Raw genomic sequence first — 14,020 nt, 5'->3', positions numbered from 1 at the left:
CTTTACCTACGACGCAGCAGCGCCGCCCTGTAGACGGACCACGTCGCAAGGGTCGCTCCAGCCGCGGCCAGGGACCAGATCCCCGTTGCCAGGTTGCTCGAGAACGCAATGATGGCGACGACCGAGAAGATGACCGCCGCTGAGAGGGTCAGGAATTTCATAAAACAACTACCTAAGAGAGACGACGAACCGCGGAAGCGAACGATGCGCTGGAACCTGCAAACTGCTCCTCGTCAGGTCGGCCGATTCCTTCGACTAATCCCGGGAGCAGGTCTGATCCCGTTCAGTGAAAACCCGGGGCTGAAGGCAACGCTCGTAAGGGGGAGTGTCAGAATGAGGTCTGCGGCGATCATGGCCAGGGCGAAACTCCACAGTCCCATGAGGAGTGCGATTCCGGCATGGAAGAGTGCCGCCAAAAGGAATAGGTAAGGGCGCCACACAACGGGGGTCACCAGGGTCACCCCAAGGGCGAACTCGAGTGCCAGGACTGACCAGGTTAGAAAACTGACGGTGGCTTCATGTTCAAGCAGCGGCGCCAGTAGGACTCTGACGGGATCGGAGAAGCCGAACACGCCTGAAGCGGTGTAATAGAGGTTGTTTCCAGTTGCCCACTCGGTTTGCGCGGTTTTTTCGATGCAAGACTGCAAATACAAGATCGATACCTGAATCTTGACGCCTATCAAGCCCGCGATGGCCCATCCGCGTCGCCAGCCTGTCGAGATCGTGGAATTGGGCGCGGCCGACCAATGGTTCCGGCGCGGGTCGGTCATGCAGATGGGTATTAGTAGGAGGGTCAACACGACGGTGATTTGATCTCCTCCGTCGGGAATGGCTATCCCATTGAACACGGAGAATGAGATCCAGTAGTGCATCAAGGAGGTGGCCTGTGGAAAGTACCCCGACATGACCAAGAGCAGCAGTCCAAGCGCGACCCACTTCGATAGATCGAGGTTGTTAGGTCCAAAGGCACAGAAGAGGTTGAGTGCGTTGATTCCCTTGCATGCTGGTTGGAGGCCGATACCCCACAGGGGCTGGAATAGGCTGGCGGTTGGCGTCGCGCTGAGCGTCAGGAAACTTGCGAAGGCCAAAGTAGATCGAAGCACGCCGATGGCCGGTGACCAGATCACAACATTGATTCGCTCGATTCCCGGACGAAACATCTGTAAGCGGCAACTTTAAACTGACCGGAGACGGCAAAACTGATTGACCGTTCGCGGCAGTGGTTTTGACCAGCGGCGGCAAGCATTTTTGAACAGCAGTCGGCCACTACGGGTGGCTTGGCGTGCCGGGATTCCCCCTTGTCCATTCCTCGTGTCGTTACGGGGAGAGCCCCTTCCTTCCGCGGTGAAATGGCGATGCCAATCGTGTATTTCACCCGTTGCGGGAAGGAAGGGGCTCGTTATGAAGTCTCCAGGAGAGTTCATGGAAATTTTAGCTGCTTACGATTTGACCCGGTCCTACCGGGATGCCGCGAAGATCTGCGGCGTTTCACACAATACGGTGCGCTCTTATGTGAAGGCCCGTCAGGAAGGCGCGCAGGCGCCGGTGGCCCGGCACCGCGGCCGGATGACCGACCCGTTCCTGCCGCAGATGATCTCCTGGGTCGAGCAGTCCCGTGGGAAGATCCGCGGTGATGTCGTGCATGAGAAGCTCCTCGCTCTAGGGTTCACCGGGTGTGAGCGGACAACCAGGACAACGCTGGCTGAACTGAAGGCCAAATACCGGGCCCGGAACGTGCGCGTGCACCGGCCCTGGACGCCGGAGCCGGGTCTATGGCTCCAGTTCGACTACGGGGATGGCCCCGTGGTTGACGGTGTGAAGACCGTGTTGTTCGTCGCTTGGCTGGCCTTCTCGCGGTTCCGGATCGTGATCGCCTTGCGGGACAAGACCATGCCGAGCGTCTTCGCCGCCCTGGACCGGACGTTTAGGCTGATCGGCGGGATCCCGACCTACATTTTGACTGACAACGAGAAGACGGTCACGATCGAGCACGTCGCCGGAATCCCCGTGCGGAACGCGCAGATCGTGGCGTTTTCCAGGCACTATTCGACGTCCATGCAGACGTGCATCCCGGCCGACCCGGCCTCCAAGGGCGGGGTCGAGAACGCGGTCAAGATCGCCAAAGCCGACCTCGTCCCCAAAGAGACGAACCTGCTGCCCGAGTACCGGTCCTTCGCCGAGCTGGAGGCTGCGTGTGAGGCGTTCATGGAGGAGGTGAACTCGCGGGTTCACCGGGCCACTCTGGAGATCCCCAAGGACATGCTCCGCGTTCTCGAACGTCCCCGGCTGCACCCGGTCCCGGAAACCCCCGTCACGGCCAGTTTCGGCCACACCCGCCAGGTCCCGCCGAACACGCCCATGATCACCTTTCAGCAGTCCCGGTACTCCGTCCCGCACACCCTGATGGGTGAGATGGTCTGGGTCCGCGGCACCGAGACCGAGGTCGTCATCGTCCACGTCGGGGACGCCGGCCCGGTGGAGGTCGCACGGCACCAGCTCACCCGCCCAGGGACCCCGGCGATCATCGACGCCCATTTCCCGCCGGCCCCGTCCGGTGCCCTCGAACGGGTCATCCGCCCCACCAACAAGGCCGAGGAAGAGTTCCTGGCCATCGGCGCCGGCGCCGCGCTCTGGCTCAAGGAAGCCGCCGCTGCCGGAACCCAGAAGATCCGGCACAAAATGGAACGCGCCGTCACCCTGGCCAAGGTCCTGGGCGCCGGCGAGGTCGACAAGGGCCTCGGGGCGGCAGCGGTGCACCAGCGCTTCACCCACGAGGACCTGTGCTCCATCGTCAATACCGCCGGCGGCACAGGCCACACAACCGGCACCACCCGCACCGTCACCGACCAGGGCCAATGGTTGAGCCAGGGCACCGGCTCCTGGGCGAATTTCGGCACGACACCCACGACCGCCCCGACCACCGATCCAGTCGTTGACGGCGATTTTGAAGGAGCCCTCGATGAGCGCTGACACCATGTCCCCGCCCCTGACCGACGCGGCGGTGGAGCAGGTGATCGCGCTTATGCGCACGACCCGGATGCCGCACGCCCGCGCCGTCGTCGCCGATGTCCTGGCCACCGCGAAAGCCCAGCGCTGGGACCCCACCGAGGTCGTCCGTGTCCTGCTCGAAGCCGAAGCCACCGGTCGGAACGCCTCGATGCTGGCCACCCGGCGCAAACGCGCAGGTTTCCCCTCCGGGAAGACCTTCGATGTCTGGGACGAGGCTCTGTCCACCCTCCCGGCCGCAACGACATCGTTCCTGCGGACGCTGGAATGGGTGCGGCGGCGGGAGAACCTGATCGCGTGCGGGCCCTCCGGCACCGGCAAAACCCTGCTGCTGGAGTCCTTGGGCCAGCAGGCCATCGACCAGGGCATGTCCGTGTCCTGGCTGAGCATGGAAGACCTCGGTGCGCTCGTGCGCCGGCACCGCATCGATGACAGCGTGAACAAAGCCATCACCCGGGCCACCAACGTGGATTTGATCTGCATCGATGACATCGGCCTGCTGCCGGTTTCCGCGGACTCGGCCGAGGGCTTCTACCGCGTCGTGGAGGCCTCCTACGAGAAGCGGTCCCTGGCGATCAGCTCGAACATCCACCCCTCCGGGTTCGATGAGCTCATGCCCAAAACCATCGCCACCGCGACCGTTGACCGGCTTCTCCACCACGCCCACCTCTGCCAAACCAGCGGCGAGTCCGTCCGGCTCATGCAAGCCCAGAACGGGAAAGGAACCCGCCCCATGAACTAACCCCAAACCCTGGTCAGGCGCACTGAAACCCGGCATGCCCGGGGCGCCTGACCCTGTCCAAAAATACTTGCCGCGACCGGTCAATCACTTGCCGCCAGCGGTCAAACCAACATGCCGCCACCGGTCACTTCTAAGTTGCCGTTGACAAACATCCTTAGGAGCATCTGGACTCCAAACTCATTGCCTTCTGTGCCTGGAATCGGGTATCAGTCAGGTGCCGATAAGCCCATGGAACGGGAACTACCTCCACCACTTTGATAGATCCACAAAGACTCGGTTCGGGCTTCTCGTTGCGCACCTGGACGGCCGTCATGGGCGTATCAAGACAGGACGTGGTGGTGGGGCCACACTTGTTCCAACCTTGGGACGCCACCCGGTTGACGATGTTTGCGAGTTCAACGGGCTGCCCACGGCCGAAGCGGCTGACGCCGAAATAGTTCTCGACTCGGGCAGTTGGTAGTTGAAGTATTTCTCGATGCGCGCCGGCGCCGTTTTTCGCGTAAACAAGCAGGAAGGGATCCCTTGGCGACTTAGTGAAGAAGGCCCAGCCCTGAGGAACCGCTTTCGACAATGCCTCCTTTACTGTGTCTGTTCCGGGCGGATGAAAAGTGGAGTGTGGTGAAACAGCGAAGATGGAATATGTCAGTACAGCTCCAACCAAGAAGATCGGTATTGTCGTGCGCCACTTCGCGACGCGCAGTGAATGGAATCGTACCCGGCGGTAGAAACGCAGCATGTGCTTCGGCCTCGGAAGATCTCTACTTCGCGAGTGCGACAGTCAACGCTGCCACGGTGTCTTCAGTGACGGCGCGGTGCTCATCTGTGGCAGCCACGGTCTCGAGGCTTGAAGCGCTCCGAACATTCACCGACACTGAAGCATTGAACCAGCCAACTGCGTTAACGGCGCCTGCGACGTTGACGATACCTGCGTAGTTGACTACGACTGCTCCACTCCAGACCGCCACAGCAGCGACGGCAAAGACCCACAGGCAGTTGCCCGATGCGCCACCGTCCTTGCTGACCGAGGCTACTTCCAAGGAGTACTTTTCGCGTACCGTTTGAAGGACATCTGCACTTGTCGTTGCCAGGGAGGACTCGACTCGGTAGACGTCGCCGGAGGTAAGGTTCTTGTGCAGTTTGGCGAGGTACCCGGGTTGCGATTTCTCAAGACGGTCGGCCACGTCGTTTGCCATTTTCCGTATGTCAGTTTCCTGGCTGCCGTGTTCGTTCAGATAGGTCCGAAAACTCTGGCTCCGGACATTCTCACTTAGCTTCGGTACCTGATCTCCGGTGGCAAACCAGATTGCTTGAAAAAGGGAACTGGTTGGGTCCCCGGGTAGGAGTCCAGTGTTTGTGTGAGTTTCGTGTCCGAGAATGGACGCAGGAGGAATTTCACGCATCATGGCACGCAGACACACCCCCGAGCAGGTCATCGCGAAGGTCCGGCAGGGGCAGAAAATGCTCAACGACGGACGCCCGATGGTCGAAGTCATCAAGGAACTCCAGATCACCGAGGCGACCTGGTACCGGTGGCTGAACCAGTACGGTTCCGAGAAGAACGCCGAGGCATCCAGGCGGACCAGGGAACTGGAGAAGGAGAACGCCCGGCTCAAGCGGCTGCTGGCTGAGAAGGAACTGGCCATCGACATCCTGAACGAGGTCGCGAAGGGAAAATTCTGAGCCCCGAACCGCGCCGCCGTGCCGTGCGCATGGCAGTGGAGAAGTTCGGGGCGTCCGAGCGCCTTGCCTGCAGAATTCTGGGCCAGAACCGGTCCGTGTTCCGCAAGAAGAAACCCGACATGGGATTCCAGGAGGCCCAGTTGCGGGCGGACCTGAGGGCCGTGGCCGTGAAGCATCCCGCGTGGGGCTGGCGGAAGGCCCGCTGGCACCTCCTGGCCCAGCCTGCATGGGACGGGGTGGCGCTGAACAGGAAGCGGGTCCGCCGACTCTGGCGTGACGAAGGCCTGGCCTGTAAACCCAGGGCACGGAAGAGGCGCAGGACCGGGCCCGGCGCCGGGGAACAGAAGCGCCTCACCGCCCAGTATCCGATGCACGTGGTCAGCTTCGACTTCCAGTCCGACGTGACCTCCTGCGGCCGGCACATACGGTTCTTCAATGTCATCGACGAATACACCCGCACCGCCCTGGCAGTCATTCCGCGCCGGTCCTTCAAGGCCTCCGACGTGGTCGCCGTGCTGGAGGACATCATCGCCGAGACCGGCACCGCACCGACCTACGTCCGCTGCGACAACGGACCTGAATTCACCGCCGCGGCACTGATTGACTGGTGCAACACCGCCGGGGTCGATACCGCGTTCATCGACCCCGGATCACCCTGGCAGAACGGCTTCATCGAATCCTTCAACGCCCAATTCAGAAGGGAACAACTCACAGGAGAAATCATGGACACCATGGCCGAGGCAAGGTATTTGGCCGAGGAATGGAAAGCTATCTACAATCATGAACGGCCCCACGGATCCCTGGACGGCATGACGCCGAAACGCTACTGGGAGAACTGGACGCAGAAAAATCAACTAGCTATCGCATAGACGCTGGACTGCCAACGGGGGCCCAACCAGGAACGGGCCGCTGCTTCATCACTCTTCTTGACAGATTCAATCAAAGCGGACGGACTAGCGTCTGCGAATGCCGGTGTACCCACCGGGATCCTGGTGATGAGCAAAGCCGAAATTAAGCCGGTAATGAGTATTTTTTTCATGAGTCCTCCATTTGTTCTCGTTCGGATGGTTGCGATTGTTCACGTAGTTGCAATTTGAGCCTGAATTATTGCTAAGACCTCTTCGGGATCGGCGGCGGAGATGATCCATCGGCGGCTGGCGGTTTCCAAGGCGACCGCAGGCCCTCCCACCAGCACCCCTCTGATGTTCCTACCCAAGACGCGGATGCCGTAGCCCTCAGAAAGGGACGTATCCGGGGCTCTAGTTACGGCTGAAAGGTCTGAGAGAGGAATCGCTGTCAAATAGAAGGGCTCACATCGTAGGACGATCTTCTCGTCCGTGATGGCGATGGAGACGGTCATTCGAAGGATCAGCCAGGTCAGAGCCACGATGCCGGCGGCGATCAGGAGCCCGGGCAAGAGGATGCCCCCGGCTTGAGCAGAGATGACAATGACGATGGTGGATGCGCCGGCAATTCCCCAGATCAAGCCTTTGGAATCACGCGCAAGCCGGGCCTCAGATATCACCATGTCTTGTCCCCAATCCGCCCGCATTCAGCAGCGAGTCTTGCTGTCTCCGTGCGAGAAAGGCTACGGTCCAAATCGGCAACTAGGTGGACGAAACCTCAAAATGAGTGCTGAAAAGGCAAAACTAGGTGTCAAAAGGGCCCAATCTGTGTGTACCCGCCGCTTGATCTAGGTGTACGCAGCGCGACGGGACCACGCGGGATATGAACGTCACCGCATTGGTGCCGGGCGACGTCGTGCACCTGAGTCTCGGCGCCATCAATCCGGCAGAAATCCGCCCGTCAGAAATAGGGCCTTAGCCGAAATTGGTTGATATGACGTGGGTCACCTATGCTGGTACAGGGGTCATGCAGCTGGCGTTCTCGATTTAGTACGAGAGGTCAGTCATGGTATCGATTCAACCCAGTCACACCCATCTCCGTGGTCAAAAGGTTGGCCACGCCGATGTTCGCGCGGCACTACGAGGTGCAAGTTGGACGCAGGACTCCTCCAGCGAACCTTGGCGGGGCTGCCTACCCAAGCCAAGCGCGGTTCAACAACTGTTTCGGCGGTGGCCATCTGTGCCTTCGCGCGAACTGGAACGCATCCGGGGTGTGCTTCTTCACTGCGACGAAATTTCCCATTCGGACTCAACCCACCGGCTCTCTGAACCGGCCCAGGCGTTGCTTGACCTCGTCACAGGCGAACTAGAGCGGCGGCGCGAAGCGGGAAATCATCAGCCCTTCGGTGGTAGCCCAGCCGCCGGAGCACGCGGAATGCCGAAGCTCCTTCTCGGGCGCCAACAGGGAGAACTTCTCTGATGGCCGGACACTTCGAAGTGTTCACTGACAACGGAGGCACCTGCAGGGTCAGGCTGGTTGACCAGTTCGGGAAAGAGCTTGCCCTCTCCGCCCCTTTCGGCGACAAGGACGCAGCAGCCCGCGGAATTTATGCCCTCCGTGAGATCGCGGCGAGCGGGCTCATTGAAGACCACACCGGCTAGTGGCTCACCGCCCCGCGACAAACTCAGCATCCACGCCAACCAAGTGTCGCGCCGTGGCGGTCACTTCTTTGACGTGCCCGGTTTCGCGGCTTTCGGTGGCAGAGTCGCAACGTATGCGAAGGCCTTCTCGACCCATTCCGCCGTTTGCTCTTCGTCGCCGCTCCAGGCTTCGGGCAGGCCGACATAGCCGCCCATCGCGCGACCTTCAGGGCCGAACGGAAGCGTTTGGTGCTCGGCCTCGATGGCCGTCTTGTCGGCGTCGGAAAGCCTGACTCCGATCATCGGGCCGAATAGTCCGGCGAACATGTTGCCGTTCACGAAAGCACCCAGGTTGCCGAACATCGGCTTGACGACCACCTCCGGGTTGTCTGGCAGGACCGCGCGGAAGCGGTCTTTGTCGGCGTCGGACGGTTTGGGTATCTGCATCTGCCTGCTCCGGGGTAGGGGATCGAAAGCCTAGGACTTACTGCAGCATACGACGCGAGCGTGCGCGCTCCCAGCGTCAAGGCATTGTGCTCCGTCGCGTTTCATGCAGGAAGCGCACGACGGCCGCCCGCCTAGTCTTTCCTGTTTCTTGGCGGGAACCAGGGAACACCGGGTTTGAGGGTCAAGGAGAAGATCAGGAGGGGGATGCTGAGCAGAACCAGCTTCTCGAGAGCTGGCCTTGGGACAACACCCGAAGTGACCCAATGAAGCAGCCACAGTCCTGCCCACATGACACCAATGGAAGCCACGAAAACGAACAACCGTCCCCACGCGGTCCGCGGGGTCATTAGCTTACGTCTGACCGGCAATTGTCTATTTCCTTTCTTGTCCGCATCCCAGCAGGGCCGCCCGTTATCACGCCGCGGAAGAGCTCAACCAACAATTTCAGCGTCGTCCATTCCGATATCGTGCAGCGCTGAGTTGGGTGGCGCCAGCAAGAGACTTTGACTATTCCGCATTTCCGAACGCCCGCCAGAGATGGAGAAAACGTTGAACAGATCAGTAAGCAGGGGATTATTCTTCGGGGGGCGGGGTTCGGATGCGCCTACGCGCTGGTGGGTGCCGTGTCAGATTGCATCATCGCTGTGCTGACCCTTGGCATCGGTCAGCTGACCAGAATTCGACGTGACCTTGAAAAGGCCATTGCCGCCGTGATTGCCGGGACCTGAATAGGGTTCGTTTTAACATTCGGTCCCAGAGCATATTGGGCTTCGCGGTCCGGTGAGCGGAGTTGTTTGGGGGCCCGGCGAGTGAATCGCCAAGCCCCCCAGGTCTTCCTTGCCAATCATGAGTGTCGGCAGGCAGCGCCCTCCGCTATTTGCGTGGTGTAGCCGTAGGTGAGAACTGCTGCGGGAAGTATCCAATATTCCAGCGATCATTGGTCCAACTCAGCCAGACCGGAATCGTAACCGGTGAACCGTCAGCCCGCTTCGCCTGGATAGTGGTGTCATAGAAACCCAGTCCGCCAGGAGACTTGTAGGAAACTTGGTAGTCGGCGGCGTCGACTCCGCCCCACCTCGTGAGCCAATCGTCCACCGCCCGATCAAGGTCTTTGAAATTCGCACCAAACATGGTTTTCAGGCCGGCCGCGTCTTTGGCATGGAGATAGGACATGGTTTGGTGGATTGTCTGGTCACGCAGCTCCGGCTTCGGAGGGTTGCCGGGCGTCCCACTGTATGGACCGCACGCCGACAGCGTGACCAGGAGCAGGACAAGCAAGCAGCGCAGTAGCAACCGTCTCATGTGGTTTCCGATCTAGGTGCGGAGGGCGAAATAGGTGGAGTTGGGTGGCTGTTTTATCTGTTCATACGACGCGAGGGTGTGGGCTCTCGGCGCCAAGGCATTGTGCTCCGGCGAGTTTCATGGACGAATCGTTCGACGCCCCTCATCACCCTGGGGAAGAACCTACCTATTTCAGCGTCGGCCATTCCGATATCGTGGAGCGCTGACTTGGGTGACGCAACAAACCTGAATAGGGTTCGTTTTAGCATTCGGTCCCAAAGCATATTGGGCTTCGCGGGCCGGTTAGGGGAGCTGTTTGGGGGCCCGGCGAGTGAATCGCCAGGCCCCCAGGTCTTCCTTGCAAATCATGAGTTTAGGCAGGCCGCGCCCTTCCGCTATTTGCGTGGTGTAGCCGTGGGTGACAACGGATGCGAGAAGTATCCAATATTCCAGCGATCATTGATCCAACTCAGCCAGATCGGAATCGTAACCGGTGAACCGTCAGCCGATTTCGCCTGGATGGTGGTGTCATAGTTGGCCGGTCCGCCAGGAGCCCTGTAGGAAACCTGGTAGTCGGCGGAGTCGACTCCGCCCCACATCCTGATCCAATCGTCCACCGCCTGATCAAGGTCTTTGAAATTCGCACCAAACATGGTTTTCAGGCCGGCCGCGTCTTTGGCATGGAGATAGGACATTGTTTGGTGGATTGTCTGGTCACGCAGTTCCGGTTTGGGAGGGTCGCCGGGCGTCCCACTGTATGGACCGCACGCCGACAGTGTGACCAGGAGCAGGACAAGCGAGCAGCGGAGTAGCAACCGTCTCATGTGGTCTCCGATCTAGGTGCGGAGGGCGTAATAGGTGGACGTTTGGTTGGCATTGTAAATTTCCCAGATCGAACGGTTCCAGTACGCGTCAGTGTGCTGGGAGACTTTGATGTCCTGCCCGTTGACGAAAGTGACCAGGGCCGTGTGGTCGATGCCTCCACGATTGTCCCAGTCGATTTGCATTACGTCAGCCGGTCCCATATCCGCCAGATACGAAAGCTCGTAGGTCCGGCCAGAACCAGTGGCGAACCAGAAGAAGTTCTGGGCCCCGCTCCACGTGTAGGAGTCCGGGTTGCTGTGGTACCACTTACCTGAATCCGTCCGTTCCCAGAAGAATCCCGAGCCTACTTGTTGCCAGCCACCGGCCGCCAAGGCCTGGGAAACGAAGTTCGTGCAGTCCCCGGTGCTCCCGTCGTAGTTGTTGTACTGCCAGTTATGACCGTTGAACCACGTCGCCGCGTAGACAATCATGTCGTAGTAGTTGTAACTCGCCGAAGCCACCATCGGCGCCTGGACCGACGACGATGCGGGCGCGGTCATCGACCCTTTTGACATCGATGAGGGCGTCATCTGTGGCAAGTTCGACGTCGACGCGCCCGGCTCACCGTTGGGCCCGAGGTTCTTCGGGTGCTGAAGTTCCTTGGGAAGAGGGGCTGGGTTACCGTTGGCATCGCGGTAGATTTTGGCGTGTGCAGATCCCTGCACCGACGGTCCAGACGGTGCGGACTGGTCTGCAGGACCAATGACGGTTGTCGGGAGCAGGGGACTCGGTTTCGTGGGCCGCGTGCCCGCGATCTTCCAAGCCGCCCCCGTTTTCACCAGGTCGAATTTCTGTTCGTAGACGTAGATCTGGTCAGGGCTCGGCGTCCCGTTCTGCGGTGCGTACGATAGGTGGGTCGTTTCCGTGACAACTGCCGACGCTTGGGCACCTGTCACGCTGAGATCCTTGACTGCGATCTCGGATTGGCTACCGATAAAGGCGACCCCGTAGGTCTCGAGCTCGTCCCGGCGTGTGTGTAGTTTCGAGTAATCCTGCTCGGTTGAAGCCACGGCATCAGCGGCGATGTCCTGGCCGATTTCATCCGCCTGGGCGGGTGGGTTCCCCTTGACCACCTGATGATTCCTGCGGTCGATCGCCCGCTCAATGACCCGCTGGATTGCTGCCGATTCCGTGCCCGGCTTGCCGGCCGGGCTCGCTCCCGCGGCTGGAGGAGCGGGCTGTCCAAGGCCCGTATTGTCTCTAGCGAAAACAGCGTGCGGCTGAATCCCCACCAAAGTAATTCCGAGTGCAATAGCTGCTGCACTGATTTTTTGACGCATCAACATCAATCCCCCTAGGAGTGGTTTGTGTTCAGACGAGCGCCCGATGCTCAGAAGGTGCTCTCGTGTCTTGTCATTTCCTTGCTGCCACGGCGACTGGCTCGGAGCGACACGTCCTAGCGAGACCTACAGTTTCCGTGGGCAAACGCTATGACCCGAATCGGCAACTAGGTGGTGAAAATGGTCAAAATGAGTGCCAAAAACCCGAAAATGAGTGTTGAAAAGAAGAGACTAGGTGTCCGCAAGCGCCAATTGAGTGCACACTCCCAGTTCAATCTCGGAGTGTGGAGTCAGCAATAGACTTTGAATACCGCCGCATTTCGAACGCCCGCCAGAGACGGAGGAACGTTGAACAAATCAGTAAGCAGGGGATTACTCTTCGGGGCTGGGTTCGGATGCACCTATGGGCTGGTGATTCTTATCTTGGGCGGGTCCAGCGGCGTGGGTCTGGTCATACTCAGCGGGCTTGGCGGCGCGTGGGTGGGTGCCGTGTCAGGTTGCATCATTGCTGTATTGACCTTTGGCATCGGTCGGCTGACCAGAGTTCGACGCGACCTTGAAAAGGCCATTGCCGCCGTGATTACCGGGGCTTCGACTCTGCTGATCCTTATGGCTTTGGCGTCGGTTTCGGATTCAAAGTGGCCATGGTGGACGCATCTTGTTCCCGCGGGTACTGCAGCAGTTATTGGTGGACTGGCGTGGCCTCGGGAAACGCCGGCGGTTGGGGAGTCCCGTTAGGCTCGCCGCCCTGCCACGCACCCCGCAACATACTCTGCGTCTCGCCCCACGCCCGCCACTAGCGACGAGCCCTGGCCCGTCAACCAGGGCAGTCCCACCACGTATAGCCCCGGGTGCTCGGTGACGCCGCGGACATGGCGTGGATAGCTCCATGCGTCCAATGCGGGAATATCCACAAAGCTGAGGTCCAGCTTGTAGCCGGTGGCCCACAGAACGGACGTAATGTGTTCGGCAGCCAGGTTCAGTTGTGGTGGCTCAGAAGGAAGCCAGCTTTCCGGAGGCCGCACCTTCTGAGGGGGCGCGTCAATGCTCGCTGCGGCGATGTACGCGTCAATCGCCTGCCGCAGGCGCTGGCCGAACCCGCCTTCGACCATCGCGAGACGTTCGGGGAGGTCGTCCGTGAAGGTGAGTTCGCCGTCGTCGGCTCCTTCCAGGTGCCCATGCAAGCGCATGCCTCTGCGGCCCAAGTCTCGCAGATGGATGTCGTGACCGCCGTCGGCGCCGGACACCAGTGGGTTGCACGCGAAGCGGGCGGCGGGGGAGGGCAGCTGCTCCACACTGAGCGCCTTAACCCCGTATTCGTGACCATGCATGCCCAGCTGCATTAACCAGTAGAAGATGTCCTTTCCGCGATATCGGCGCGGCGCCTCCGGACACGTGGACACTGCCAGATGCACTTGCCGGCCGACTGCATGCAAATCTTCCGCGATCTGCCCGCCCGACTGCCCGGTCCCGACAATCAGCACGGCGCCATCGGGAAGTTGCTCCGGGTTCCGATAGTTGTGGGTATGAAGCTGCCGGACGCTCCCGCGAAGACCGGCGGCCAGGGCAGGGAGCTTCGGTATTTGGTAGGCCCCGGTCGCCAACACCACATTGCGCGCTCGCCAAGTTCCGTCGGAGGTTTCAACGCTGAAGCCGCCGTCGGACGCCGAGACCCGCGTGACATCCGTGCCGGTCCGAACCGGGGCATCGATCATCTGAGCGTAGGTCCGGAAATAGTCCACGACGCCGTCACGCGCCATGAACGCGTCCGGTTCGGCTCCGGCGTAGGGCATCCCGGGCAACGCCAGCGAGAAGTTCGGCGTGTTCAGCACGAACGCATCCCAGCGATCCTGCCAAGCGCCACCCAGCGCGGCTCGCCGTTCAAGGACTTGATGCTCGACGCCGGCCCGGCTGAGGAAGTAGCTTGTGGCCAGTCCCGCTTGGCCACCGCCGACAATCAGGGTGTCGACGTCCAGAGGGTGGCCTTGTTGGGCGGGTGAGAGCGGATCAGTCGCCATGATCGATCCCTTCTCCCTGTTGCCAGAGATTGGTCCGAAGCCGCTTCTTTGGCAGAACTCTACGCTCAGGGATTCGGGTGCGGGAGGTTCACGTGGAGGAAGGTGCGGGAAATCCCGGACAGGCGCGTCAAAGTTCTGATCAGGTTCGCAGCCGCGGACCAAACGATGATGTGATTCTGGGACGTTAGCGCCACCAGAAACGTGTATGGTCCACCC

General features: G+C 60.5%; 14 protein-coding genes. 4 read left to right on the top strand and 10 right to left on the bottom strand.

Annotated features, from left to right (window positions below; genetic code table 11):
* Positions 1 to 2: 2 nt before the first annotated feature.
* Positions 3 to 161 (bottom strand): hypothetical protein, encoded by a 159-nt coding sequence (locus OW521_RS08510; RefSeq protein ID WP_268024513.1) that lies wholly within the window; start codon positions 159 to 161, stop codon positions 3 to 5.
* A 72-nt stretch (positions 162 to 233) separates the two neighbouring features.
* Positions 234 to 1,127, bottom strand: a complete 894-nt coding sequence (locus tag OW521_RS08505) for a sporulation-delaying protein SdpB family protein (protein WP_268024512.1) — start codon at positions 1,125 to 1,127, stop codon at positions 234 to 236.
* A gap of 274 nt (positions 1,128 to 1,401) precedes the next feature.
* Between OW521_RS08505 and istA the strand changes: the two genes are divergently transcribed.
* Entirely contained in the window at positions 1,402 to 2,970 is a 1,569-nt protein-coding gene (gene istA, locus OW521_RS08500) for an IS21 family transposase (protein ID WP_268020404.1), read from the top strand.
* Positions 2,960 to 3,748, top strand: coding sequence for an ATP-binding protein (locus OW521_RS08495; protein WP_326493961.1), 789 nt, complete (start codon positions 2,960 to 2,962; stop codon positions 3,746 to 3,748). The genes istA and OW521_RS08495 overlap by 11 nt, the downstream gene beginning before the upstream one ends.
* A gap of 154 nt (positions 3,749 to 3,902) precedes the next feature.
* On the opposite strand, the gene OW521_RS08490 is transcribed toward OW521_RS08495, so the two are convergent.
* Together OW521_RS08490 and OW521_RS08485 are read right to left on the bottom strand one after the other, a co-directional pair.
* Positions 3,903 to 4,484 carry an SdpA family antimicrobial peptide system protein gene (locus OW521_RS08490; RefSeq protein ID WP_268024511.1) on the bottom strand — a complete coding sequence of 194 codons (582 nt, stop codon included), beginning with the start codon at positions 4,482 to 4,484 and terminating at the stop codon, positions 3,903 to 3,905.
* A gap of 22 nt (positions 4,485 to 4,506) precedes the next feature.
* On the bottom strand, positions 4,507 to 4,929 hold the full coding sequence (locus OW521_RS08485; protein ID WP_268024509.1) for a hypothetical protein: 423 nt from the start codon (positions 4,927 to 4,929) through the stop codon (positions 4,507 to 4,509).
* Positions 4,930 to 5,149: 220 nt separating this feature from the next.
* On the opposite strand from OW521_RS08485, the gene OW521_RS08480 reads away from it, so the two are divergent.
* Positions 5,150 to 6,297 (top strand): IS3 family transposase gene (locus OW521_RS08480; RefSeq protein WP_268020581.1). Its coding sequence is split into 2 segments (ribosomal slippage): positions 5,150 to 5,423 and positions 5,423 to 6,297, totalling 1,149 coding nucleotides; the frame shifts between segments, so codons are not numbered across the junction.
* A gap of 209 nt (positions 6,298 to 6,506) precedes the next feature.
* On the opposite strand, the gene OW521_RS08475 is transcribed toward OW521_RS08480, so the two are convergent.
* Positions 6,507 to 6,956, bottom strand: coding sequence for a hypothetical protein (locus tag OW521_RS08475; protein ID WP_268024506.1), 450 nt, complete (start codon positions 6,954 to 6,956; stop codon positions 6,507 to 6,509).
* A 796-nt stretch (positions 6,957 to 7,752) separates the two neighbouring features.
* On the opposite strand from OW521_RS08475, the gene OW521_RS08470 reads away from it, so the two are divergent.
* Positions 7,753 to 7,935 (top strand): YegP family protein, encoded by a 183-nt coding sequence (locus tag OW521_RS08470; protein ID WP_268024504.1) that lies wholly within the window; start codon positions 7,753 to 7,755, stop codon positions 7,933 to 7,935.
* A gap of 60 nt (positions 7,936 to 7,995) precedes the next feature.
* Here the strand turns inward: OW521_RS08470 and OW521_RS08465 are convergent, their stop codons facing one another.
* From OW521_RS08465 to OW521_RS08445, 5 genes are all read right to left on the bottom strand, one after another.
* Complete coding sequence (locus OW521_RS08465; RefSeq protein WP_268024502.1) at positions 7,996 to 8,361, bottom strand: TfoX/Sxy family protein; 366 nt, start codon at positions 8,359 to 8,361, stop codon at positions 7,996 to 7,998.
* Between the two features lie 873 nt (positions 8,362 to 9,234).
* Complete coding sequence (locus OW521_RS08460; RefSeq protein ID WP_268024500.1) at positions 9,235 to 9,663, bottom strand: hypothetical protein; 429 nt, start codon at positions 9,661 to 9,663, stop codon at positions 9,235 to 9,237.
* 374 nt (positions 9,664 to 10,037) lie between these two features.
* Positions 10,038 to 10,466, bottom strand: coding sequence for a hypothetical protein (locus tag OW521_RS08455; protein ID WP_268024499.1), 429 nt, complete (start codon positions 10,464 to 10,466; stop codon positions 10,038 to 10,040).
* Positions 10,467 to 10,478: 12 nt separating this feature from the next.
* Complete coding sequence (locus OW521_RS08450) at positions 10,479 to 11,786, bottom strand: amidase domain-containing protein (protein WP_268024497.1); 1,308 nt, start codon at positions 11,784 to 11,786, stop codon at positions 10,479 to 10,481.
* 734 nt (positions 11,787 to 12,520) lie between these two features.
* Positions 12,521 to 13,804 carry a flavin-containing monooxygenase gene (locus OW521_RS08445; RefSeq protein ID WP_268024495.1) on the bottom strand — a complete coding sequence of 428 codons (1,284 nt, stop codon included), beginning with the start codon at positions 13,802 to 13,804 and terminating at the stop codon, positions 12,521 to 12,523.
* Between the last annotated feature and the right edge of the window lie 216 nt (positions 13,805 to 14,020).

Source organism: Arthrobacter sp. MMS18-M83 (assembly GCF_026683955.1).
GTDB lineage: Bacteria > Actinomycetota > Actinomycetes > Actinomycetales > Micrococcaceae > Arthrobacter.
The sequence above is the reverse complement of the archived record's forward strand: the minus strand, read 5'-3'. Positions and strand labels throughout refer to the sequence as shown.